Origin of the sequence: Rhizobium binae, from assembly GCF_017357225.1 — a bacterium.
GTDB classification, from domain to species: domain Bacteria; phylum Pseudomonadota; class Alphaproteobacteria; order Rhizobiales; family Rhizobiaceae; genus Rhizobium; species Rhizobium binae.
Map to the genome: position 1 here is coordinate 3,679,222 of NZ_CP071604.1, position 24,556 is coordinate 3,703,777.

Sequence of the window (24,556 nt, forward strand, 5' to 3'; positions counted from 1 at the left end):
CCGCGCATTGGCGTCCATTTGACCGAGCTTGGGACGGTTGATCATGGACTTGCGACGCAGAAAGCACCTCATCGCCGAACTCATTCCTTTGGCCCGTAGGGCCGGTGATGCCGCATATGCCCTTCAGCACGGTGGCACGCGCGCCCGAACGAAGGTGGATATGTCGCCGGTCACCGCGGCGGATCTGGCGAGCCACCAAATCCTGAGGGCGGGTTGTCGCTGCCTGGCACCGGATATTCCGGTATTGAGCGAAGAGGATACGACGCTGGAGTTCGGCGCACTTGCCGCTGAAACCGTCCTGCTTCTCGATCCCCTTGATGGAACCAAGGAATTCATCGATGGGCGCGACGATTTCACCGTCAATATCGCGCTCGTTGAAGCGGGCGTTCCGACCGCAGGCCTTGTTTATGCCCCCGGCGGAAGATCGCTTGTTCTTCAGTTATGGCAAGCAAAGGGCGTTTACGCAGGCGCTGGCGGCAACGCCTCGCCCTCTCCCGCAGCCACCGCACCCGCGCCCCGAGCCGATAGTGCTCGTCAGTCGCTCGCACCGCGACGAACGCACCGAACAATTGCTTCAGGCGCTCAAGCCGTGCGAAGTGCGCCACCTCGGTTCATCCTTGAAATTCGCGCTCGTGGCAGCGGGAGAGGCAGATATTTACCTCCGGCCGTGGCCAATGATGGTTTGGGATTGTGCCGCCGGCCATGCGATCGTCGAAGCTGCGGGCGGCGTCGTATTGGGGCTCGACGGCAGCAAGGTAAATTACGATCCTAGCGAAGCCGGTAAAGTCGAAGGTCTGGTTGCGGCACGGACAAGCGAGCTTGCAGCGCGCGTTCTGGCCGCCTCGAGGAATTTGCGGCCGAGCCTGCCTGCTGGCGATGCCCATGGCCTTTCCCCAACTTGAAGAGCGGCTTGACGATAATCAAAGACGCCTTCGGCACCAGGGTCTTATCTTGAGATGAGGATTTGTGGATGCCGGTGCAGCGCATCGGATGCGGCACAATGGGCCTCAGAAAGGAACGATGATGAGCATCATGAGCGATCGTGAAGAGGCACTCGAGAAAGAGTATGTGATGAAGCTCGAGCGCCCACTTCAAATTCGCGCAAGGCGCGACCGGATGCTGGCGCACTGGGCAGCCGATCTTATCGGGCGAACGGACGTCGATGTCTATTTCGACGAAATCATTTCCGCCGGTCTCTTGGAGGCTGGTGACGAGAATGTCTTCAGAAAGGTCTTGAACGACCTGCAATATGCGGACGTCCCGATCGATGCCGACACGCTTCGCGAAAAAATGAAGCAGCTTCTGCGTGAAGCAGCGTTTTCCTCTTAATGGCGCTGGCTGGTTCGGGTGACAGAGACCGGGTTGCCGGCAATTTTGCGTGCAGGAGATGTGTCATGGCCATTCCCATTCCCCTGTCTCCCGGCTCCGAAAATCCTAGCGGCCTCGATAGTAAAGAGGCCGAAAGCCGGCTCGCGAAATATGGTCAAAACCTCTTGCCTGAGCCCGAGGCCACGACTTTCATTACAGTCTTCTTGCGACAGTTCCGCAGCCCTCTGATTTATATCCTGCTTCTGGCCGCCGCAGTCTCGCTGGTGGTCAGCGATACGAAAGACACAATCTTTATCGGCATTGTCCTTCTGCTGAATGGTTTGATCGGCAGCCTGCAGGAATATTCGGCGGGCCGCGCAGCGTCGGCGCTTCGAAAGCTGGAACAGCCGCGTGCCGCTGTCATCCGTGACGGCAAAGTGCGGGAAATCGAAGCGCGTCTTTTGGTGCCGGGGGATCTCGTACTGCTGGAGGCCGGCGGAAGGGTTCCCGCGGATATCGCCCTGGTCGAGGCAACCGACCTCCTGTGTGACGAATCCCTCCTGACTGGAGAATCCCTGCCGGCACGCAAGATGGCGCCGTTCGCCGGCGCGCGGGCTGTGGATAGCAAGGCGACGATAGCCTTCGCCGGCGCACTCGTCACCCGCGGGCGCGGCACGGGTGTCGTAATGGAAACCGGATCTTCGACCGAGATTGGCAAAATCGCCGCTGAAATCGGCAAGGCGTCCGCCTCCCTGCCGCCACTGATGATCCGGCTGGCGCGTTTCTCCAATGCGATCGCCTGGGCGGTTGGATTGACCTCGCTGTTTCTGGTCGGAGTCGGCTTCATAAGGGGACTTGCCTGGAGCGACCTCTTCCTCATGTCGGTCGGCCTTGCCGTCAGCGCAATCCCCGAAGGCCTGCCTATTGCGATCTCGATCGCGCTCGCAATTAGCATGCGTCGCATGGCCAAGCGCAACGTCATCGTGCGACGCATGCCGGCGGTGGAAGCGCTCGGCTCCTGCACAATGATCGCCACCGACAAGACCGGCACCCTGACGCTCAACGAGCTGACCGTCACCGACATCCGTCTTCCTGACGGCACCCACCTCGCGCTCGACGCGGTCACTGATCTCGACATCTGCGAGATCAAGGCGGCGAACATGAGCCCGGCCGAAGCGCGCGTGCGCGCCGGCCGGCTTCTGCGAGCCGCTTCGCTTCCCAACGAGGGCTCACTGGTCCAAGATGAGAACGGCTGGAAAGGCGTCGGCGACACGGTGGACGTTGCTCTGCTGACCGCCGCGCGGAAGGCAGGCCTCACGCAGGACAAAATGACCGAGGATTATCCTCTTGTCGCCCGTATCCCTTATGAGCCCGATCTCAAATATGCCGCCTCTTTTCATCGCGGGGGCGAACACGTGCACGTCTTTGCGAAAGGCTCGGCCGAAACGCTGCTCAGCATGACCGATCGCATGGACGTCGGCGGCCGAGCGATCGAAATCGACCGAGGGGTGCTTCTTGCCCAAAAGGAAGAGATGGCCGCACGCGGCCTTCGGGTCCTCGCCTTCGCCGAGGGCGAAATCCGCAGTGGCGCCGACCAGATCTTCGGTCATCATCACCTCGTCGATCTCGTCTTCCTGGGCTTTGCAGGCATGCAGGACCCGATCCGCCCGGAAGTTTCGCAGGCGATCCGCGAGTGCCACGCCGCTGGGGTTGAGGTGGCAATGGTGACAGGCGACGACCCGAAGACAGCGGCGGCCATCGCCGCTCAGGCTGGACTGGAATTCGGCCCGAGCCAGATCACCACCGGCGACGCTGTGCGCGAGGCAGAGGCTGCAGGTCCGGAACGGCTGGATGAACTGACGAAACGCGCCCGCATCTATGCCCGCGTTTTACCCAGCCAGAAGCTCTCGATCGTGCTCTCGATGGCACGCAACGGCCATTTCGTGGCAGTGACTGGGGATGGCGTCAACGACGCTCCGGCGCTCAAGCACGCCCATGTTGGCGTCGCCATGGGCGTGAAAGGTACCGAAGTTGCCAAGGAAAGTGCCGATATCGTCGTAGCCGATGACAATTTCGCGTCGATCGTTTGCGGCATTCGCGAGGGACGAACCGCCTATTCGAACATCCGCAAAGTCATCCTGATGCTGACCGCGACAGGGGCTGCGGAAATGCTGCTTTTCCTGCTGGCGATCCCCCTCGGTCTCCCGATGCCTCTGCTTCCCGTGCAGCTTCTCTGGCTGAATCTCGTGACGAATGGCATCCAGGACGTAACGCTTGCCGGGGAACGGCCGGAGGGCGACGAGCTCGCCAGGCCGCCCCGACGCCCGAAGGAGCCGATCTTCGACCGGCTGATGGTGCGCCGGATCATCCAATCGACCTTCGTCATCGGCGGCGGCGGATTCGTCGCTTTCTACTGGCTGCTGTCATGGGGCTACCAGCTTGCCGAGGCGCGAAACCTGCTGCTTCTACTCTTTGTGATGTTCGAGAACGTGCAAACCCTGAGCTGCCGTTCCGAACACCGTTCATTGCTCTCACGATCCTTCTTCAGCAACCCTTTGCTCCTTGCCAGTGTCGTCGCAGCACAGGCCATCCATATCGGCGCCATGCATCTCCCATGGTTCCGCGATGTGCTCGGTCTGGCGCCGATCTCGCTCGCAGAATGGTCGCTGACGCTTATTGCGGCCGCATCCCTGCTTCTTGTCATCGAAATTGACAAATTTCACGGGCGCAGCTCTTCAAGCAAAAGCCTGCGCGCAATCGAAGCTGAGTGAGCGCCAGTCCCGAGAGGCGCTTATCGCGCCATGAAGACTGGCACATTGCAGTCTTGAAGGATGGAGGCGGTCACGCCGCCGAATATCCGTTCGCGAAGCCGAGAATGGCCATAGGCGCCCATGACGATCATGTCACAGCCAAGCTCCCGGGCGTGTTGTCGCAGAACATCTTCAGTCCGGCGTCCGGCGCTCGCCAGCTGTTCGACGATGACCTTGACCCCGTGGCGAGCCAGAAATGCCGCAATGTCCGCACCAGGCTCGTCGCCACTTCTGAAATAGGCGCTGTCCGGATCGACGAGGACGAGATGCACCACCTCGGCTGCAATCAGCATCTCCAAAGCTGCCTTGGCGGCAAAGGCTGCCTCTGGACGCGAATTCCAAGCGACGAGCACATTTTTCGGCTTTAAACTTGAGAGACCGGTATTTGGCACGAGGAGCAGCGGCGTTCTTGAATCGAATGCGGTTGCCGCCACCACGGCTCTCCGGAGCTGCGCGTCCCCGCGCAAACCTGGCCCGACGAGGACGATATCCGAATACATCGCACGCATACCGATGTTGCTCTGCGCGATGAAGATGTCTTCATAGAGGAAGTCGACATCGAAGGAGACGTCGCTCATTTGGCACAGATCTTCAGCCTGCTGCCGGAGGCGATGCAGGGTGTTTATCTCATCCTGCATCTGCTCGACCCAATCAGAGGCGACAGGATAATCGGCGGCTGCCGGCTGCAGCGTGGCGGCGATGATCAGAATGGAAAGATGGGCGTCATGCTCGGTCGCAAATTCGATCGCAAAGTTGATATCCGGTGCGGTGTCCGTGGCTCCGACGATTGCCAGCACAGTTTTCAAAGACATGGAGAGCCTCCCTCGATTTGGTTCGTTGACCCAGTGACCGAGCCTAGGGAACTGGACGAAGGCTGCAATGATCTCTGTCAACCGCCGCTAAACGGACGCTGAAGCTTAATCGCGCCGATCCATTGATCGCCGTCAAAGCGAAACCCGTCGAAACGGACGATGAAGGGTGCGTCAAGTTCGACGCGTGTGGAGCATCCTTTGAACCGGTACTGGAAAGCCGCTCTTGCGGTGATCGCCCTCGCCGCCGCTGGTTACGTCGTCTGGCAATATCAGGCAACGCGGCTTGCCGCGCTCGCCATGGCCGGCATTGCGAGCGGAAACGGCAGAATCGAGGCCGTCGAGATTGACGTGGCCGCGCGCACCGCCGGACGTCTGTCGGATGTGCTGGTGAGCGAAGGCGATTTCGTTGAGGCCGGCCAGATCGTCGCGACGATGGACGTCGAGCAGCTGAATGCTCAAAAGCGCGAGGCCTTAGCCCAGGTCGCTCGAGCCCGGATTGCGATCGACACGGCAAAAACGCTGGTCCTGCAGCGGCAAGCAGAGAAGGAAGCTGCCGCGGCCATCGTTTCCCAGAACGATGTCCAGCTTCAGTCGGCGCTGAAGCGGCTCAACCGCAGTCAACAGCTTTCGAAGAACGGTTCTGTTTCCGAGCAGACGCTGGACGACGATCGCGCCCGCGGCGACGGCGCCGCCGCCGCCCTCGGAGCCGCCAAGGCGAAGCTTGTCGCCACCGATGCTGCGATCGGCACCGCTCAGGCGCAGGTGGTAGATGCGGAAGCCGCTGTCGAAGCGGCCGAGGCGACAGTCGCTCGAATCGAGGCAGATCTGGGCGACTGTGTGCTCAAGGCACCCAGAAGCGGACGCGTCCAGTACCTCGTCGCGCATCCGGGCGAAGTCGTTGCGGCCGGCGGGCGCGTCCTCAACCTGCTGGACATTGGCGATGTCTACATGACCTTCTTTTTGGGCACAGCAGATGCGGGCCGTACCGCAATCGGCAGCGAGGCTCGCATCGTCCTCGACGCTGCACCGAAATACGTTATCCCCGCGCATATATCCTTTGTTTCGGATGTTGCGCAGTTCACGCCGAAGACCGTGGAGACGGAGGAGGAGCGGGAGAAACTGATGTTCCGCCTGCGCGCGAGTGTGCCCAGGGAACTTCTTCAGAAATATATGGCGCAGGTTAAAACCGGCCTGCCCGGCCGCGCCTACGTCAAGGTCGATCCAGCCGTGAAGTGGCCGGCACCGCTTTCGACACCTCTTACGCCGTGACCTGGAGCCGCCCGTGACCTCCGAAACGGCAGAACCACTATATGTCGCACGCCTCAGGGGCGTGACGCATTCCTATGGCGGGCGCAGGGCCGTGGATATGGTCACGCTTGACATTCCTGCCAGCCGGATGGCCGGTCTCATCGGTCCCGACGGCGTCGGTAAATCCTCGCTCCTTTCCCTGATTGCCGGAGCACGGCAGATTCAGGAGGGTGAAATCACGGTGCTCGGCGGCGACATGCATCGCACCAGCCACCGCCGACATGTCTGCCCTTCAATTGCCTACATGCCACAAGGCCTCGGCAGGAACCTCTACCCGACACTATCCGTGTTCGAGAATATCGATTTTTTCGGCCGCCTGTTCGGCCAGGACCGGGAAGAGCGGGAATATCGCATCCGCACGCTCCTGAAGCGGACGGGGCTCGCCGGCTTCGAAGATCGGCCGGCGGGGAAGCTTTCAGGCGGCATGAGACAAAAGCTCGGCCTTTGCTGCGCTCTCATCCACGACCCTGATCTGCTGATCCTCGACGAACCGACCACCGGCGTCGATCCACTGTCACGGCAGCAATTCTGGAACCTCATCGATGAGATCCGGTCCGACCGGCCGCAGATCAGCGTCGTGATCGCCACCGCCTATCTGGAAGAAGCCGCACGCTTCGATTGGCTGGCGGCTATGGACGATGGAAGGGTGGTGGCTACCGGATCGCCGGATCTCCTTTTGCGTCACACGAAAGCCGACACGCTTGATGATGCTTTCATCGCGCTGATGCCGGCGGACAGGCGGGGGTCACACCATGCCGTGGACTTGCCGCCCCTCCCTTCAAGTGATGAACCAGATTTCGCCATCGAGGCCAAAGGCCTCACGATGTGCTTTGGCGACTTCACTGCCGTCAACGATGTGAGCTTTAAGATTAGACGCGGCGAGATATTCGGTTTTATCGGCTCGAACGGCTGCGGCAAATCAACGACGATGAAAATGCTGACCGGTCTTCTGCCGGTAAGCAAGGGCGCGGCAAAGCTGTTTGGCAAGCCGGTCGATTCCCGCAACCTCGATCTGCGCCGCCGCATCGGCTATATGAGCCAATCCTTTTCGCTTTACACGGAATTGACCGTCCGACAGAATCTTGAGCTGCACGCGCGGCTTTTCGGCATGCTCTCCGGGGAGATCGATACACGGATCGTGGAATTGGGACGCCGCTTCCGGCTCGACGACGTCATGGCATGCTTACCTGATATCTTGCCGCTCGGCGTTCGGCAGCGGTTGTCGATGGCGGTGGCCCTGATCCATGGGCCGGAGTTGCTCATTCTCGACGAACCGACATCTGGCGTCGATCCGATCGCCCGCGATGAGCTCTGGGAAGCCCTGATCGAACTCTCCCGCAAGGACAAGATCACGATCTTTATCTCCACGCACTTCATGAACGAGGCGGAACGCTGCGATCACATCTCTCTCATGCATGCCGGCCGTATTCTAGTAACTGATACCCCCGAAGCGTTGCGTGCCAGCCGCAGCGCAGCCTCACTCGAGGCAGCCTTCACAAGCTACCTTCAAGACGCAATCGGCAACCCGGCACCACCAGATCGAGGCGCATTTCACGCGACAGGTCGGCAAAAGCCTCTGGCTACGGCCAAGCGGCGACGCGCTTTTGATCTGCGCGGTATCTTGAGCTATAGCCGTCGCGAAGCGCTGGAGCTGCGTCGCGACCCCATCCGCGCAACGCTTGCCTTGATCGGCAGCGTCGTTTTGATGTTCGTCCTCGGATACGGCATCAACATGGACGTCAAGGACTTGGCCTTCGCTGTGCTCGATCGCGACGACACGGTCACCAGTCGCGATTATGTCGCAGATATTGCAGGCTCCCGCTATTTCATCGCTCGATCGCCGATCAGTGACTATGCCGACCTCGACCGGCGCATGCGCGACGGTTCGCTGAAGCTTGCAATCGAAATACCCGCAGGTTTTGGCGAGCAGCTAGCCCGTGGCCACGATGTCGAAATCGGCGCCTGGATCGATGGGGCAATGCCGCAGCACGCGGAAACGACACGCGGCTACGTGCAGGGCATGCACCGCAGCTGGCTTGCAGGCAAGGCACGCGAGATCTATGGGCGAAACACGCCCGGGCAGTTTTTGGTGGAGACCCGCTTTCGCTACAATCCCGGTATCGAGAGTCTGGTGGCCATGGTGCCTGCGGTCATACCGCTCCTTCTGCTTCTGATCCCAGCCATGCTTTCAGCCCTCTCGATTGTCCGGGAAAAGGAGCTGGGCTCGATCGTCAATCTCTACGTCACACCGGTGACGCGGCTTGAATTCCTGCTTGGCAAGCAGTTGCCCTATCTGGCCCTCGGCATGGTGAACGCAGGGCTGCTCTGGCTCTTCGCGGTCTTCGCCTTCAACGTGCCGTTTACCGGCAGCCTTTCCGTCTTCGTGATCGCGGCAATTCTCTACGTCATTTTTGCAACCGCCTTCGGATTGTTGATCTCTGCCTTCATATCCAGCCAGATCGCCGCAATCTTCGGCACCACCTTGCTGACCATCATCCCGGCTGTGCAGTTTTCCGGCATGATCGATCCGGTGTCATCACTGCGAGGTCTTGGCGCACTCGCCGGTCGTGTCCTTCCGACGACCTATTTCATCATCATTTCGCGCGGCACATTTTCGAAGGGTCTCGGTTTCGACAATCTGGACATGACCCTGCTTCCACTCCTTGTCGCAGGCCCGCTGCTTGTCGCCATCAGTGTCCTCCTCCTTAGAAAACAGGCGAAGTGATCCATGCGGCTCGCAACAATCTTCCATCTCGGGATAAAGGAATTGCGGGGACTGATGCGCGATCCGATCCTGCTGGGATTGATCGTTTATTCCTTCACCGTAGCCGTCTATGCTGAAGCCAGGGCAGTACCCCAGACCCTTCGCAACGCGCCGATCGCCATCGTCGATGAGGATGGTTCGCCGCTTTCGCTACGCATCGCCGATGCTTTCCTGAAACCCTATTTCAAACCGCCGGTTACGATTACCGCCGACGAGATGGACGCGCGGATGGATGCGGGCACAGACACCTTCGCGATCGACATTCCACCGCATTTTCAAAGCGATCTCATCGCAGGCAAAACACCGGTCATCCAGCTCAATGTCGACGCGACCCGCATGACCCAAGCCTTTTCCGGATCGGGTTATGTTCAATTCATCCTCGCGCAGGAAGTTGCGGGATTTTCCGCCAAGCAGACGATTGCCCCCACACCCCAGGTCAATCTTGCGCTGCGCGCCCGGTTCAATCCCGAACTCAATCAGACCTGGTTCGGATCGGTGATGAACGTCATCAACACCGTCACCATGTTATCGATCATCCTGACCGGCACCGCGCTGATCCGCGAGCGAGAACACGGTACGGTGGAGCATCTCCTGGTCATGCCGGTCACACCAATCGAAATCATGCTCGCCAAGGTGTGGTCGATGGGACTGGTCGTGTTCGTCGCCACCGCTCTTTCTCTGGTCTTTGTGGTCGAGGGCCTGCTTCGAGTGCCTATAGAGGGTTCGCTAGCACTTTTCATGGCGGGAGCAGCAATCCATCTTCTGGCGGCGACGGCGATGGGCATTGCGCTTGCAACGATCGCAGGCTCCATGCCGCAATTCGGGTTGCTGCTGATGCTGGTGCTGATGCCGTTGCAGATCCTCTCCGGCGCTACAACGCCGCGCGAAAGCATGCCCGAGGCGATACAGACGATCATGCTGGCCGCACCGAACACGCACTTCATCACCATGGCGCAGGCCATCCTCTACCGCGGTGCCGGCTTTTCTTCGGTGTGGCAACAGTTCCTCTGGCTCGCAGGGATTGCCGCCGTGCTGTTCGCGTTCTCGCTAGGTGGTTTCCGCAGATCGTTGAGATGATGTGCCGCCAGTTGAATCCGCGACGGGCCGACACGGCAAATACGCAACGCGATCACGCTTGACGGAGATCAAGGCGCTCTTCGTTGATTGGTTCAAGTATGAATATCCACCGCGCTTGTATCTCAAGCCCTTTGATGAAGATCGAGTTCACAAGGCCAATATCGTTCCGTTAACAGACGAAGGAGGCGCGCATGATATCGGAAATATTGAGATATACCTTACAGATCGCCCTCATTTCGTTCATGCTCGGCAGCCTGGTGGACGTCGGGCTTAAGCTGGACGTCAAAGACGCCTGGACGGCGCTGCATGACAGGAAATTCGTCCTGCTCAGCATTCTGTCAGCCTTCGTCTTTGGGCCGCTTCTCGCCATTGTCATCGCAAGAGTGTTCGAATTGCCGGGCGGCTATGCACTCGGATTGCTATTGCTCGGCCTGGCGCCGTGCGCGCCATTCTTGCCGTTGCTGGCAGATATCGCGAAAGGAGATCCTGCATATTCGGCCGCCTTCATCCTGATCGCTGCCCTTGGCACGATCATCGTGATGCCGATCGCGCTTCCCTTCGTCGCTCCAGAACTGCATGCAGAGATGGTATCAATTGCACGGCCGCTTTTGCTTCTGGTCCTCGCCCCCTTCGGCATCGGAATTGCTGTCCGTCGTGTTTCCAAGAAATGGGCAGATCGAAGCGACCCGGTCATAAGAAAGCTCGTTTCTTTCAACGTCTTGATACTCCTGTCAGTGGCATTTGCACAGAACTGGGACCGCATCCTCGATACGATTGGAACCTTGGCGATAGCAGCGCAATGTATTTTCTATTCAGGGCTCGCCCTTTTCTCCTACGCAGTTTCGTACCGGCTCCCTCATGATCGGCGGTGCATCGTCACCCTGGGGAGTTGCACCAGAAACGTGGGGGCGGCACTTGCCCCACTGTCCGCCGTTCCAGATGCGGATCCCCAGTCGACCACGATGTGCATCCTGGCCGCCTTCATCACTCTCATGATCGGGTTTGCTACAGCCAGAATTTTGGATCGACTGAGGCCGAAGCCAGGTTTGCAGATCAATGCTGGTTAGCGTGGCTGGCCGATCTGGCGGAGCCGCCGAGCCCTTGCGAGTCCGGCGTACGTGCCAGCATCAAATCCTCAGGAAACAAGTAAATCCTCTCCAGCATCCGGTCGAGAAGATCCAATTCGATAAGGAGGGCCGGTCGGCGGTCATCCGGCAATACCTGCGAAGCGTATTCGATCATCGCTCGCAATCGCCGAGCCACTTGAAAATTTTCAGCGCCGTACAAGCGTATCTCGCTGAATGTCAGCTGGACGAAATCCTCCCAGTTCGGCGTTCTGCGAATGAGTCGCAATTTGCCGTTTTTGCCTCGTATTTCCTCGTCGAGAAGATGTCGTCCTCCGACGAAGCATAGAAGACGTTGGAGTTGGTCGATTGCAAGAACCGCCGTCGTCGGATCATTGATCGCCTTTGATAGCGCCTTGATGCCGATGTCCACGATGATCCTGAACGCAAATGTGGAGTCCTGTTCAAGTGTGCGTTCCGGCCCGAGAGCGACCAGCGCCTTCAAGGTGCGCTCAGGCGGCAGGTTCCGGCCATATAGACGAAAAAGCGCCTCGCCTGTTCCAACGAAATCGCCCACCCTCGGCACGAGCTCGATGGTCGAGTCCGTTTTCTCGGCTAGGGCAAGCAGCCCCTCCATGTTGGCCGCGACGACCACGGCCGGGTTGGCTTGATGGCAAACGATCTTATCGGGAGTACCCGCGAAGCGATTGGCTCCTGCACTCGAACAGCCGCTCTCGGCGGGCTCGGGATAGACTTCCTCTATGACCGCATGTCCGCTTTCGCCTATCTTCAAGATGATACTGACTGGTCGCAGCAGGCGCGCGGCGTAATCTATCAGATAGAGGAAGGCTGCAATGGAGAAAAACCCAAGCAATCCGGCGGCCCCTGACACGCCTTGAGGAACAGTTTCACCAAGGCGCGAAAGAGCACCGGTTGCGAAAAGCAGCGTGAAGATGAATAGACCAACGGTGAATCGAATAGCGTTGTCGCGCAACAGAGTCGTCGCAATAATCCGCGGGGTCAACTGGCCACCAGCAACTTGAATCGCCACGAGCAGCGAGCCGAACGTGAAAACGACGAATGTCAACGTCATGGTGATGATTGTTTCGAGCATCCTTTGCGTGCCCGCCACTCCCCAAGGCCAAACATCAGCCCACAGGCCCCAGTTGTCGAAGGCGTAGACCAGTCTGATGGCGATCAAATAAAGGAGCAGGGCAATAAACGGGACGACCCATAGGGAAGATCTGATGTAACTCCTCAGGCCGTACCACCGGTTCCAACTCATCGGAAACATCTCGTTCGTGAAGATTTTCAGCAGGCAAAACTTGCTTTCAAGTTTGCCTGACGGGGTGGAAAGCGCATTGACCCCGATCAATACCAAACTGATTCCGATTGAACCGAAATAGCTGCGACCTCCGCAACTTGATTGCCCAAGTCATCGAAACAGCCGGAGTGATAACCGATATCGAGATTAGGCCCGCGCCGCCGCGGCTCGCTATTCTTGGCCGTGGAGAGCATTGTTATTTATGACGGCAGAAACTGTGCTGCGCGCACTAGGCGGGTGGTGCGGAAACCTGGGCCGTCGTTCGCACGGGTTGCGACGGCTCTACATTGACGGCGATCAACGAAACGCCGGCCGAGCGGCCGTATCCTGTCTTCAGTTCGGGAGGCACAAAAATGCTGAAAGTTCGATCGATCATGAGCTCCGATCCAACAACGATCGGCCCAAATGCGAAGATCTGGGAGGCCGCCAACGCGATGCTGGACGATCACATCAGCGGCTTGCCGGTCGTCGATGAGGCGGGGCGCCTGCTCGGGATTATCAGCGAAAGCGATTTCCTGCGGCGCGGAGGAAAACATACCGACACTCATCACGGTCTTTGGCGCACGTTTTTCTCGTCTCGCGGTCTGCTTGCGGAAGAATATGCGAAAAGTTTCGGGAATGACGTCGCCGAAGTGATGTCCTCTCCCGCGGTGACCATTGAGCCGAATGCATCCGTCGAAACCGCCGCCGAGATCATGGCCGAGAAAAATGTCAAACGCCTTCCCGTCGTCGAAGGCGAGAAAGTCATCGGGATCGTCACCCGCTTCGACATCATGGCGGCACTTGTGCGGGAGGTGACTAGCCTCTGTTCCACTCGGACCGACAGCGATATTCGAAATGCACTCGAAGCAGAACTCGCAAAGCAGAAATGGGGAGACTCTGTCACTCTGCATGTCGCTGATGGAGTGGTCACCCTTGAAGGCCGGGTACTCGACCTTCGGGAGAAGACCGCGCTGCATGTGGCGGCGGAAAACACGACCGGCGTGAAACGGGTGGATGACCGAATTCAGGTCGTCGCACCCCCCGATATGCCGGTGCCGCCCCCTGGATTTTATCTTTGACGCCGTCAGGGCGATCTCCACCTCCTCTGAGGACCATAGGAAGCCTCTCGCAAATCCGTGGAGAAGGAATCGGAATGGACACGCTCACCGGTCACGGAACGCCAGCCTACTGGTCGATGCCCGCCGCGTCAGTCTTGGCTGAGTTGCACAGCGGTGAGGCCGGGCTTTCCGCGTCGGATGCCGCGCGACGGCTGAAGGAGACCGGTCCGAACGCGCTCGACAAGGAGAGGAGTCTTTCGGCGCTCACGGTGCTCGCACGACAGTTCCGCAGCCCGCTCGTCCTGATCCTTGTTGTCGCGGCGGCGATTTCCGCGTCGTTGGGTGAAGCGCATGAGGCGATCATCATTACGCTCATCGTGCTGGCAAGTTGCCTGCTCGGTTTCTTTCAGGAATACGGGGCCTCACAAGCGACGGAAAAACTCAAACAGCGCCTATCGCACAAAACGACGGCCGTGCGCGACGGCATCGAGATCGTCATACGCTCCGATGAGGTTGTGCCTGGTGATGTTCTGCATCTTTCCGCAGGCAGTCTGATTCCTGCCGACGGCGTCATTCTGGAAGCACGCGACCTCAATGTCAGTGAGGCCGTGCTGACAGGCGAAACCTTCCCCGTCGTCAAGAGGCCCGGCATTGCGGAAGCCGGCGCGCCGCTTTCCCGACGCAACAATGTTGTTTTCGCCGGCACTTCGGTGCGTAGCGGCACCGCCTGCGTGCTGATCGTCAAGACCGGCATGCAAACGGAATTCGCAGCGATTGCGGCGAGCCTTGACCGTCAGGTTCCGGAAACGGAGTTTTCCCAGGGGATCCGGCGCTTCGGGCTGTTGATGACCGAAATCATGTTCGTCATGGTCATTCTGGTCTTCTTTGCAAATGCGCTGCTTGGACGGCCGCTGATCGATTCCATTCTCTTCTCCCTGGCGCTCGCCGTCGGCCTCACGCCGGAACTCCTGCCCGCGATTATTAGCGTGACTCTTGCCCGCGGTGCTCGGGCGATGGCCGCCAACGGTGTCATCGTCCGTCGACTCGAAGCCATCGAGAATCTTGGGAGCATGGACGTTCTCTGCACCGACAAGACCGGAACGCTAACGGAGGGCGTCATTCACCTCGACGCCTGGTTGGATCCGACGGGGCAGCCATCGAACGACGTTCTCATGCTTGCCCGCCTCAATGCCACCCTCCAGAGCGGCTTGCCCAACCCACTGGACGAAGCGATTGCGGCCGCAGCGGCGACAAGCCCGCGCGAGCAGTCCTTCGTCAAGCGCGACGAGTTTCCCTACGATTTCACCAGAAAGCGTCTCTCCGTGATCGTCGCCTCGCCGGAAGGAGAGACCGTGCTGATCTGCAAGGGAGCGATCGACAAGGTGCTTGATATCTGCGGCTCGGTTCGCGACGCCGGAAAGGAAATATCTCTCGACGCAGAGAGACGCGGCGCCATCGAGGAGAAATTCCGAAGTTGGAGCACAGAGGGCTTTCGGGTGCTCGGTCTCGCAACACGACGACTAATCTCGCTCGTACCCAACGGCCGGAGCGACGAAGCTGGCCTCTGCTTCGAAGGTTTCCTGCTTTTCCTCGATCCCCCGAAACAGGGGATCGAGCAATGCCTTGCCGATCTGGCGAAACGCGGGATCACCGTAAAGATAATCTCTGGAGACAACCGCTATGTTGTCGCCCACCTTGCTTCAGCGATTGGTCTGCCATCAAGCCACGTCCTCACTGGAGCGGACCTCACACACATCTCTTCGCAAGCGCTCGCGGCAAAGGCTGCACACACCGATCTCTTTGCCGAGATCGATCCCAACCAGAAAGAACGTATTGTAAGGGCGCTCAGATCGCGCGGTCACGTCGTCGGTTACCTCGGAGACGGGATCAATGACGCCCCTGCCCTGCACGAGGCCGATATTGGAATTTCCGTCGACAGCGCCGTGGACGTGGCACGGGAAGCCGCTGACGTCGTCCTTCTGAAACGCGACCTCAGCGTTCTGGTCCAAGGCGTTGACGACGGACGCACCACCTTTGCCAACACGATGAAGTATATTTCCATCACCACCAGCGCCAATTTCGGCAACATGATCAGCATGGCGCTCGCCTCGATCGCGCTTCCCTTCCTGCCGCTTCTCGCCCAGCAGGTTCTTCTCAACAACTTCCTTTCCGATATTCCTTCGTTCGCAATCGCCACGGACAATGTCGATGAGGAAGACAGGCGCAGGCCACGTCACTGGGAGATCGGCTCGGTCGGGCGTTTCATGATCACGTTCGGCCTGGTCAGCTCGCTGTTCGACCTTCTGACTTTTGCTTTTCTGATCTTCCTGGCCGGTGCTGGCGAGCAGCGTTTCCAGACGGCGTGGTTCGTGGAATCGCTGCTCACGGAATTGCTGATCGTTTTCATCATCCGCACGCGGAAACGCTTCTGGCAGAGCCGTCCTTCGCGCCTCCTCGCCGCGTTATCTGCTCTCATCGTATCGATGACCTTTGCGCTGCCCTTCCTACCGATCGGGCGCTGGTTCGGCTTTGTTCCTTTGCCGGTCCCCACGCTGCTGGCGCTTCTGGCGATCAGCGTGATGTATCTGCTGGCCTCCGAGCGAACAAAGCACTGGTTCTTCGAGCGCGAGGATCGAGGACGGCTTCATCCTGACCGGCGCACGCGAAAGGCGCTGCGGCAAGGTGCTGGATCGCGAACCGGGTGATACCCTCAGGCATCACGGCAGAGATCCAGACGCCATGAGGATGATAACTATCCTCATGACATCAGATGCTTCTCGATTTCATCGATCGGAAGATGGACGATATCCTTGTCGTATTCAGCCACCACGCGCTTCCGGACCACGTCCGGCATCGCCCGGCGCAGGTCTGCAAGTGCCTTTGGGGGAGCGACGACGATAAGCTTTTGGATATCGTTGGCCACGCAGATCGCCTCGAGCTTTTCGGCGACCATGGAACAAAACCGATCTTCTTCCAATTGGTGAAAGTCAGTCTGCCCGAGGCTGCTGCGATGGCTGCCGCTGGCGGTACGACCCGGCCGATCTGTTCCCTGTCCACGGGTAGGGGCATTGCGCGGTGCCTCGATCACCTGCTCGACCTCCAGAGCGAGCTCGAAAGCGGTTCCGGCATTTCGCAGCAGTATCGCCTTACTCGCATCCGCGACAAGCACCCGCGCGTTGTAAGCAATGTTGCGGTTCATGACACTCATCCTCTTCATTGATGGGTCTTCAGAATAATCGCGTGCGGGAAGCGATATTTGATCAGTGTCAATCACGTGATGAGTTCTGTGAAATGCATTGGTCGGCGCTCGCCGCCACACACCCAACCGCTGGATATTCTACCCTTGCCCGCGATTAGTGACTGATGCCTTTAGACGGTCGAAGTTCTTTTTGAATCAGCACCAGAGTTGGATCGTCGGGAAAGGGTTTGGCGACGAAGCCCTGCTCCCGCTCGAGTTCGATCGCCTCATGATTCTCTCTGCTTTCGATCGACTGCAGTATCCTGATACCATTGGCCTCCGCATAATTCGCGACGTAACGAAGCAATTCCCAAGCCACGCCCTTGTGCCTGTAGTCGGCGTGCACCGCAATCGCCACTTCGGCCTCTGCCCCAGAAGGGTTGCGCGCTAACATTGCGGACGCGACAAGGGCTTTCCCTCCTTCAGCAAATACGAGGAAATTCTCCGTACGGCGATGATCCACATGGGTCATTGAAACCAGCCTCTCATGACTGACTTCCTGAACGCCGCCCAGGAAGCGGAATCGCAGATCTTGCGGCGTCAGATGTTTGAAGAATTCAGCAAGCAACTGCTCATCATGGTCCCGAACCGGACGCACATCGAGCGATAGGCCGGTATGGGTGCGAAGACGAATGCCTCCGGCAGTGTTTGGACCGGCGACAGAAGTCCGCGCGCTCGCTCGCACAACGTCGTCGTCCAAATCGCCGGCAGCTTCCAGATCAATAATCACCTTCAGTGCATGACTATGCGCGGCATCGCTAAACGTGTCGTACGCATCGAGGATCTCGTCGAGCTTGAAGCGGTGCGTGATCAGCCGCTTGGGATCGACCTTTCCCGATTGCACCGTTCGCAACAGCATGGGCGTGGTAACGGTGTCGACGAGCCTGGTCGTGATCGCGATGTTCTTCGACCACAGCTTTTGAAGGTTGAGATCGGCCTTCAGGCCGTGGACCCCAATATTGGCGATGATCCCGCCCGCTGCGACGATTTCCTCGCAGAGTTCGAAAGTCGCAGGGATACCCACCGCCTCGATCGCTGTGTCGACGCCCTTGCCTCCCGTCAGATCGAGGATCCTTCTCAGCGCATCGGGATCGTCTGCGCGAACGGTATCGGTGGCTCCGAGGCGGGCAGCTGTTTCAAGGCGATTATCGTCCAGGTCTGCGGCGATGATCTGGGACGGCGAGTAGAATTGGGCGGTCAGAAGCGCCGCAAGTCCCACCGGTCCGCACCCGATGATCGCAACAGTGGCGCCCGGCTGCACCTTGCCGTTCAGAACACCGCATTCGAAGCCTGTCGGGAAGATGTCGCTCAGCATGACGAGTGCCTCTTCGTCCATGTTGGCGGAAATGGGATAGAGGCTGGTGTCCGCGTGCGGAATACGGACATATTCCGCCTGCGTGCCATCGATCGTATTGCCCAATATCCACCCTCCGCTCAGACAATGCGAATACATTCCGCGCCGGCAGTAGTCGCATTTGCCGCAAGAGGAAATACAGGAGATCAGGACCCGGTCGCCTTTCTTGAACTGAGTCACGGCAAGGCCAACCTGATCGACGATGCCGACGCCTTCGTGACCGAGCACACGGCCTGGCTTGCAGCTCGGAACATCCCCCTTGAGAATATGCAGGTCGGTCCCGCAGATCGTCGTTCTTGTGACTTTCACGACGGCATCGGTTGCACATTCGATCACGGGGACCGGCCTGTCCATAAGGGATTTTCTGCCGGCACCTTCAAAAACCAGAGCTTTCATCGTCCGTCTCCTGTCCATGTGAACCTGCCGGCATCCTGCGCCGAACACCGACTGCGACATTGACCGCGGTCAATCGCCGCGTGAGCTGGGACGAAGAGCGATGAGAGTTAGCCCGCCTCTCGGCCGTGGCCCGTCTACCCCGGGGAGGTCTGTCCAACTTCGGGGACGTCGCTCGGAACAGTGGTGCGGATGCGGCCGGCTTTGACCAATCGCAAGGAGATGTTGGCGATGTGCGCTATACTTCTCGAAGTCGAGCGATTGAAACGAGATCAGCAAAGAGGTTCGTGAAATGACCGCTGGCGATGCGAAACGACGTTTCCTTGAGGAGAAATACATCCTCGACTTTCAGATGCTCTTGAAGACGCGAGCCCGCCGCAATCGAATGCTCGCCGCCTGGGCCGCGTCCAGGCTCGGACGCGCGGATGCCGATGCCTATTTAAAAGAGGTACAGTTGGTGGATGCCGCCGTTGGTGGCGACGATGATGTGCTTCAGAAAATATTGGCGGATTTGCGCAGCGCCGGACAGAAGGCCGATGAAGACGATATCCACTCCATGATGAAGGAGATGATGTTTGACGCCGCCGAATGGCTTGAAACCAATCGCGACAGCGCCGAAATCGAGCAGGACCGAGCCTCTGGTGGTCCTTGATTTGTACGAGAAGACATCGGCAATGACCTTCCGTCGAGAGCTTCGCCGTCTTCGCTCCGCTCCGTCTATGCTGCCGCGCTCGCGGGTAAGACGGATTTCTGGGCAGCGCGGTACCCTCCAAGTATGAACTTAAGGCTCTGATGAACGCAGGCGGCGGCTACGCGCGGCATCGGCTCTGCCGCGGGCGGGAATCGTCGCTCCGGTCAGACCGAGAGCTGCTGTGAGTGCTCCCGTTTCAGGTGACCGCAATGCGGTTGTCGACCCTGGTGACGCCTGGAACTGACCAGGCAGCCTGTTCGGCAGCGCGGCGCTCATTCCAGGAGTGAACATCCCCCTGGAGTGTGACATCGCCACCGGTGACGTTAGCTTTAATGCCGGAAGCCTCTATCTCCGCATTGCGCCGCAACGCATTCTCGATCCGCTGGCGGATGTCTGAAGCGCTGGCGGCTGGACGAATGGTCACAAGATTGGCGACGGCGACGACGCCGCCGAGTTTCTTCACCGCATTCTCCGCAGCAATGCGCTGGAAGTGCCATGGCACCTCGCCCGTCAGCTTGACGCAGCCATGCTGGACAGTGACGCCGATCGCACCGTCGGGAAGTGCTGTATCCCAGCTGATGATCTTCAGCGCTCGAGCGGCGATTTCATCGTCGGCATGTTTCTTGCGCTCGGGATACCGGACCTGGATTTCCTCTGCGATCGCCCGCACACCCCTAACCCGACGTGCGGCAGCTTCGGCCGCTGCTTTTTCCGCGTAACTTTCGACATGGCCGGACAAGGTGACAATGCCATTCTCGACAGCAACACCGATGTTGGCGGCGTCGATGCTCGGTTCGAAGTCCAGCTCATCCAAAACGTCCTGGTAAATGGTCGTATCGTTCATGTTCTTTCTCCATGTTTAAAGATTTGAGAGGTGGAACCTGGACAGGAACTATGGGCGAGTCCGTTCTGCACCGCATTGCGATCGATCAAAAGGCGTCAGCGTGCAAGCCTTGTCGACTGGGTCAGCGAGCCACCATGCCGAGGCGCGCTTTCGTCTCGGGAATGAACGCGGCAAGCCGACCTGACGCGGTTCCTACATTCGGCCCCGGGCGGTCCACTCGCCCCCGATCTTTGCATAAGATCTTTTGACAGCTGCCCAGGCGATCCTGTGAGCGACTTCTTCTTGGCGAGGATCGTGACTGTGGGATTGGAACGCGTGATTGAAGGCTTCGCGATAGATGTCCTGGGCGTGATCCGGCAGCACATGCCGGACCGAAGGCGGCAGATCCTCGTTGATGGCGTAAGGCATATCTTGCCCCTCCACTGATCGCACAGCTTGCCGTGCATGCCTTTGAACATCGTGGCCGCTCAGAACAGATCCTTGCCGCCTTGGCCGACAAATTCAGTTCGCAATCCCTTCTCGTGTGCATCCTTCACGAAGGAATTTGCGCTGAGAGCATCCGCTCGAATGATGTTGTTGAAAGTTTGCGCAAAGGGGCAGCAGAGTTCTTCATGCACCCATGCGCGGGCGCGTGGCGATACGGCCACAATCTCCCACTCATCATTGCTTTTCCGCTCAAGGCGAAAATCGACGCCGCTGGAAGCGCCCTCGCAGTTCCCCGCACCAGCCAATAACGCTTCCGCGGTCCGTGAGAGAACTTCGCTCATATCGTCTCCTTTCCCTCCCCAATCGATGAAAATCGCCACATGAGTTGCGCTGGCGAGGTCATCCGATGGTCAAGCATGTCAAGAACCTGTTCTGCTTGTCCGGCAAATGCGCTCGAGGGGCATCGATTGCTGGACGTCTCTCGATTGACCATCATCAGTGGTTCGGGGCTTCTCTTCATTGACACGTATCAAAATATGACGATCGGTCACATTTTTATCCGTTTGTCATCCGTCAGGATTTTCGGATCCCGAAGGCTTCCCTCCTCTTGATGTGCGTCAAAGCATGCATGAGCCAAGGGCATAAATTTGAGCGAATGCAGCCGAAGAGGCAGGAGACGTCGCCTTGCGGTACAGAACGATTCTTACAGTGCTTGGGGTCAATGATTTTCGAGACGATCTCGACAACGCAATCGTGATCGGTCAGTCCGTCGACGCCCATCTATCGGTCGTGGTGATGGCGATCACAGCGCCACCGCCTTTCGGCGCGTCTGCGGAGATCGTCTCGGCCGTTCGGCTCGAGGAGCGTGAAGGTAATCTGGCCAAACTGGCCGAAAGCACAAGGCAGGCGGAAGAGCAGCTGGCATCGTCCGGCCTTTCATTTGACGTTCAGTCTCTATGCACCGAAGCCGCCTGGGCGGACGAGGAGATCGCGGCGAGAGCCCTCTATGTCGATCTCACCCTTGTGGGTCACCGGGCTGCCCGCGACAAGGAGCTGTGCCGTCAAATTGTAAATGGAACCCTGTTCCAGGCGCCCGCGCCCATGCTTTTAAACCCGAGCGATCACCCAACCGACCTCGAGCCTAGCTCTGTTCTCATCGCCTGGAATTCTCGGATCGAAGCAGCGCGCGCGGTTCAGCAAGCCCTTCCAATCCTTCAGCAAGCCAGAGCGGTGCACCTTGTCATGGTGGATCCAGGAGCGTCGGCCAGCGGCGAAGACCCAGGTGCCGATGTCGCTGCCTATCTTGCACGGCAAGGCGTAGCGCTTTCAGTCGAAGCCGTCGCCAGCGGTGGAAGACCGATCGAAAAAGTCCTAAAGCAACGAACAATCGAGATCGGAGCGGAGCTTATTGTAATGGGCGCTTACGGTCATTCCCGATTGCGCGAACACATTTTCGGCGGCGTTACCCGAGCGATGATTGAAACCGCCAATCGACCACTCTTCCTGAGCCACTGATCTCGGTGAGCCGGCGAGGAAGATGTTGCAGCGTCTCGTTAAAGAGGGAGTCGGAAGATCATGTTCAAGGACAGACAGGATGCGGGCCGGCGGCTTGCTGCGGCGCTCCTTAAATATCGTGGACAGGACGTGGTGGTGGTCGGTCTTCCGCGCGGTGGAATTCCGGTCGCGCTGGAGATCGCCAGAGCCTTGGCCGCACCGATGACCATGATCTTCGTCAGGAAAATCGGGGTGCCAGCAAGGCCGGAGGTCGCGATGGGTGCGGTTGTCGATGGAGCAAATTCATATGTCGTCAGAAACAGCGACATCATTCGCCTGACCGGGGTTTCGGAATCCGTTTTCCAATCCGCCATGGACGCAGAACTGAAGGAGATCGCACGCCGCAAATCGCTCTTCAAGGGCATTCTTCCGAGCATCGATATTGCCGGCAAGATCGTCATTCTGGTCGATGACGGAATCGCCACCGGCGCAACAATGAAGGCGGCGGCGATTGCAATCGAGCAGTGCGGCGTCGAACGGATTGTCATCGCTGTTCCGGCTGCGCCTTCAGAGGTGGTGGCCGATCTCGAGAATGACGCTGAAGAGATCGTTTATCTGGAAAGCGCATCCCCCTTCGGCGCCGTCGGCAGCTTTTATCTGAACTTTCCGCAGTTGTCCGATGGCGATGTCATCGACTGCTTTCAACAACTGACGGCGAGCGCAAGCTGATTGCGTTGCCGCGAGATGCATTTGACCATACAGGCAGACGTTTCAAAACTTGCCGGAAAGCTGGAAGACGCAACTGGTCCGCCAGGCGCACGTGCTACGTGCTGACGCGATGTTCTCGGGCAGCGCTGGCAAAGAAGACCTGGCCCGCTAAATTTCCGTCTGGGGCGCTGCCGTTTGCTGGAGCGGCTCCGGGATTTCCGTCATCGTGGCTTCCGTCAGCAGCAATATGCTGGCAACAGAAACTGCGTTCTCCAACGCCACTCGCACAACCTTGGTCGGATCGATGATGCCTTCCTGCAGAAGATCGACATAGCGGTTTCGGGCCGCGTCGAACCCGATCGCTCCCTCGCCTTCGAGCATCTTGGCGACGACGACGCCCCCATCGACGGCCGAATTTTCGGCAATCTGGCGTGCTGGAACCTCCAGCGACCGCTTGAGGATCTGAACGCCCGTCCGTTCATCACCGTCGCAAAACGCCTCTTCTTCCGACACGGCCTTGATGCAGCGCAACAGTGCGAGCCCTCCGCCGGGAACGATCCCCTCCTCGACGGCGGCCTTGGTTGCATTGATGGCATCGTCGAGCGCGTCCTTTCTGGCCTTGCTCTCCGCCTCCGCGGGAGCGCCGACCCGGATGACCGCAACTCCGCCGGAAAGTTTCGCGAGCCGTTCCTGAAGCTTCTCCTTGTCGTAATCACTGGTGGTGGTCTCAATCTCCTTGCGGATCTGTTCCGACCTTGCCTTTATGGCCTGCTGCGAGCCGCCCCCGCCAATGATCGTCGTCGTGTCCTTATCGACGACAACGCGCGCCGCCGTGCCGAGTTGCTCGAGCGTCGTCTTGGCAAGCTTGAAGCCAAGATCCTCGGAGATAAGCTGCGCTCCGGTAAGCAGAGCCAGATCCTGCAATATGGCCTTGCGGCGGTCGCCGAAGCCGGGCGCCTTGACCGCGCAATTGCGAAAGGTGCCTCGGATCTGATTGACGATCAGAGTGGCGAGGGCCTCGCTTTCTACGTCCTCTGCAATGACGAGAAGCGGCCTGCCGGACTTGGCGATTTCTTCGAGCAGGCCGACCAGATCGCCGAGCGCCGTTATTTTCCGGTCGAAAATCAGAATCCGCGCATCTTCGAGAACGCACTCCATTTTCTCGGGATCCGTTGCGAAGTAGGGGGAAATATAGCCGCGATCGAACTGCGTGCCTTCTACGACGTCGAGGCGCGTTTCCATCGTCTTGGACTCTTCGACAGTGATGACGCCTTCCTTGCCGACCTTCGCCATCGCCTCGGCCACGAGCTGTCCGATAGTTTCATCATTGTGGGCGGAGATGGCCGCAACCTGCTGCCTCTCCCTGTCAGTCGTCACCGGCTTGGAAATATCGCGCAGCGCCTTCACCGCCCGGCCGACGGCGCGATCGAGGCCGCGCTTGAGGTCGATCGCGCTCGCGCCCGCCACGACATTGCGATGACCGTCCGCCAGGATCGCATGCGCCAGCACCGTCGAGGTACTGGTTCCGTCTCCCACCACTTCTCCGGTCTTTTCAGCCGCGGCGCGTAGCATGCGGGCTCCCAGGTTTTCCTCGGGATCCTTCAGATCGAATTCCTTGGCGATCGTGACACCGTCATTGCAGACGATCGGAGCGCCCCATCTTTTCTCGATCAGGACGGACTTGGAACGTGGTCCGAGCGTGATGCGGACTGCATCGGCAAGCCTGGCAGCCCCCTGAAGAACCTTACCTCTTGCCTCCGTGTGAAAGAGAACTTGTTTGTGTGGCATTTTCACCTCCCCGAAGTGTCGTGGCCTGGCTTGCCGGGCTCATCCGCAATCACTGACATGAATTTGCCAGCATGGATTTGACCCGCGTCAACAAGCGCTGGCAACAGACCTGT

Annotated in this window: 19 protein-coding genes and 2 pseudogenes; 12 read left to right on the forward strand and 9 right to left on the reverse strand. The window is 59.0% G+C overall.

The features are described from left to right. The first annotated feature begins 43 nt into the window (after nucleotides 1–43). The 3 genes and pseudogenes from J2J99_RS17990 (at nucleotide 44) to J2J99_RS18000 (ending at nucleotide 4,079) form a co-directional block, all read left to right on the forward strand. A pseudogene (locus J2J99_RS17990) lies at nucleotides 44–902 on the forward strand (3'(2'),5'-bisphosphate nucleotidase CysQ family protein). 130 nt (nucleotides 903–1,032) lie between these two features. Further along, nucleotides 1,033–1,329 carry an ATPase inhibitor subunit zeta gene (locus J2J99_RS17995; RefSeq protein WP_168296168.1) on the forward strand — a complete coding sequence of 99 codons (297 nt, stop codon included), beginning with the start codon at nucleotides 1,033–1,035 and terminating at the stop codon, nucleotides 1,327–1,329. A 65-nt stretch (nucleotides 1,330–1,394) separates the two neighbouring features. After that, entirely contained in the window at nucleotides 1,395–4,079 is a 2,685-nt protein-coding gene (locus J2J99_RS18000; protein ID WP_168296167.1) for a cation-translocating P-type ATPase, read from the forward strand. Between the two features lie 20 nt (nucleotides 4,080–4,099). Here J2J99_RS18000 and J2J99_RS18005 read toward each other — a convergent pair whose 3' ends face one another. Then, nucleotides 4,100–4,930, reverse strand: a complete 831-nt coding sequence (locus tag J2J99_RS18005) for a universal stress protein (RefSeq protein WP_168296166.1) — start codon at nucleotides 4,928–4,930, stop codon at nucleotides 4,100–4,102. 159 nt (nucleotides 4,931–5,089) lie between these two features. Between J2J99_RS18005 and J2J99_RS18010 the strand changes: the two genes are divergently transcribed. The 4 genes from J2J99_RS18010 (at nucleotide 5,090) to J2J99_RS18025 (ending at nucleotide 11,146) form a co-directional block, all read left to right on the forward strand. Then, a complete protein-coding gene (locus tag J2J99_RS18010; RefSeq protein WP_168296165.1) occupies nucleotides 5,090–6,199 on the forward strand; it encodes an HlyD family secretion protein in 1,110 nt (369 codons plus the stop codon). Nucleotides 6,200–6,212: 13 nt separating this feature from the next. Then, complete coding sequence (gene rbbA, locus J2J99_RS18015; protein ID WP_207600932.1) at nucleotides 6,213–8,963, forward strand: ribosome-associated ATPase/putative transporter RbbA; 2,751 nt, start codon at nucleotides 6,213–6,215, stop codon at nucleotides 8,961–8,963. A gap of 3 nt (nucleotides 8,964–8,966) precedes the next feature. Further along, on the forward strand, nucleotides 8,967–10,079 hold the full coding sequence (locus J2J99_RS18020; protein WP_168296164.1) for an ABC transporter permease: 1,113 nt from the start codon (nucleotides 8,967–8,969) through the stop codon (nucleotides 10,077–10,079). A 191-nt stretch (nucleotides 10,080–10,270) separates the two neighbouring features. Beyond that, a complete protein-coding gene (locus tag J2J99_RS18025; protein ID WP_168296163.1) occupies nucleotides 10,271–11,146 on the forward strand; it encodes a bile acid:sodium symporter family protein in 876 nt (291 codons plus the stop codon). Here the strand turns inward: J2J99_RS18025 and J2J99_RS18030 are convergent. Then, a complete protein-coding gene (locus J2J99_RS18030; RefSeq protein ID WP_246638673.1) occupies nucleotides 11,133–12,524 on the reverse strand; it encodes a DUF2254 domain-containing protein in 1,392 nt (463 codons plus the stop codon). The two genes, J2J99_RS18025 and J2J99_RS18030, sit on opposite strands and share 14 nt — an antisense overlap. Nucleotides 12,525–12,754: 230 nt before the next feature. Here J2J99_RS18030 and J2J99_RS18035 point away from each other — a divergent pair, with 230 nt between their 5' ends. Next, nucleotides 12,755–13,528 (forward strand): CBS domain-containing protein, encoded by a 774-nt coding sequence (locus J2J99_RS18035; RefSeq protein ID WP_168296162.1) that lies wholly within the window; start codon nucleotides 12,755–12,757, stop codon nucleotides 13,526–13,528. A gap of 74 nt (nucleotides 13,529–13,602) precedes the next feature. Beyond that, the gene (gene mgtA / locus J2J99_RS18040; protein ID WP_168296161.1) at nucleotides 13,603–16,212 is read left to right on the forward strand and encodes a magnesium-translocating P-type ATPase; all 2,610 of its coding nucleotides are present in this window, start codon (nucleotides 13,603–13,605) and stop codon (nucleotides 16,210–16,212) included. A 53-nt stretch (nucleotides 16,213–16,265) separates the two neighbouring features. Here mgtA and J2J99_RS18045 read toward each other — a convergent pair whose 3' ends face one another. The 3 genes and pseudogenes from J2J99_RS18045 to J2J99_RS18055 all read right to left on the reverse strand — a co-directional run. After that, on the reverse strand, nucleotides 16,266–16,706 hold the full coding sequence (locus J2J99_RS18045) for a baeRF12 domain-containing protein (protein WP_246638672.1): 441 nt from the start codon (nucleotides 16,704–16,706) through the stop codon (nucleotides 16,266–16,268). A gap of 154 nt (nucleotides 16,707–16,860) precedes the next feature. Continuing rightward, on the reverse strand, nucleotides 16,861–17,217 hold the full coding sequence (locus tag J2J99_RS18050) for a GNAT family N-acetyltransferase (protein ID WP_246735344.1): 357 nt from the start codon (nucleotides 17,215–17,217) through the stop codon (nucleotides 16,861–16,863). A gap of 246 nt (nucleotides 17,218–17,463) precedes the next feature. Beyond that, a pseudogene (locus J2J99_RS18055) lies at nucleotides 17,464–18,495 on the reverse strand (zinc-dependent alcohol dehydrogenase family protein); the annotation flags it as partial. Nucleotides 18,496–18,784: 289 nt separating this feature from the next. Here J2J99_RS18055 and J2J99_RS18060 point away from each other — a divergent pair. Then, nucleotides 18,785–19,144 (forward strand): ATPase inhibitor subunit zeta, encoded by a 360-nt coding sequence (locus J2J99_RS18060; RefSeq protein ID WP_168296159.1) that lies wholly within the window; start codon nucleotides 18,785–18,787, stop codon nucleotides 19,142–19,144. A gap of 235 nt (nucleotides 19,145–19,379) precedes the next feature. On the opposite strand, the gene J2J99_RS18065 is transcribed toward J2J99_RS18060, so the two are convergent. The 3 genes from J2J99_RS18065 to J2J99_RS18075 form a co-directional block, all read right to left on the reverse strand. Further along, nucleotides 19,380–20,027, reverse strand: a complete 648-nt coding sequence (locus J2J99_RS18065; RefSeq protein ID WP_168296158.1) for a BON domain-containing protein — start codon at nucleotides 20,025–20,027, stop codon at nucleotides 19,380–19,382. Nucleotides 20,028–20,219: 192 nt separating this feature from the next. Then, complete coding sequence (locus tag J2J99_RS18070; RefSeq protein ID WP_168296157.1) at nucleotides 20,220–20,435, reverse strand: ChaB family protein; 216 nt, start codon at nucleotides 20,433–20,435, stop codon at nucleotides 20,220–20,222. A gap of 59 nt (nucleotides 20,436–20,494) precedes the next feature. After that, a complete protein-coding gene (locus tag J2J99_RS18075; protein ID WP_168296156.1) occupies nucleotides 20,495–20,794 on the reverse strand; it encodes a hypothetical protein in 300 nt (99 codons plus the stop codon). Between the two features lie 343 nt (nucleotides 20,795–21,137). Here J2J99_RS18075 and J2J99_RS18080 point away from each other — a divergent pair, with 343 nt between their 5' ends. Both J2J99_RS18080 and J2J99_RS18085 read left to right on the forward strand, forming a co-directional pair. Beyond that, the gene (locus tag J2J99_RS18080) at nucleotides 21,138–21,968 is read left to right on the forward strand and encodes a universal stress protein (protein ID WP_168296155.1); all 831 of its coding nucleotides are present in this window, start codon (nucleotides 21,138–21,140) and stop codon (nucleotides 21,966–21,968) included. Between the two features lie 60 nt (nucleotides 21,969–22,028). Continuing rightward, the gene (locus J2J99_RS18085) at nucleotides 22,029–22,676 is read left to right on the forward strand and encodes a phosphoribosyltransferase (RefSeq protein ID WP_168296154.1); all 648 of its coding nucleotides are present in this window, start codon (nucleotides 22,029–22,031) and stop codon (nucleotides 22,674–22,676) included. A 147-nt stretch (nucleotides 22,677–22,823) separates the two neighbouring features. On the opposite strand, the gene groL is transcribed toward J2J99_RS18085, so the two are convergent. Next, nucleotides 22,824–24,443 (reverse strand): chaperonin GroEL, encoded by a 1,620-nt coding sequence (groL, locus tag J2J99_RS18090; protein WP_168296153.1) that lies wholly within the window; start codon nucleotides 24,441–24,443, stop codon nucleotides 22,824–22,826. Nucleotides 24,444–24,556 lie beyond the last annotated feature (113 nt).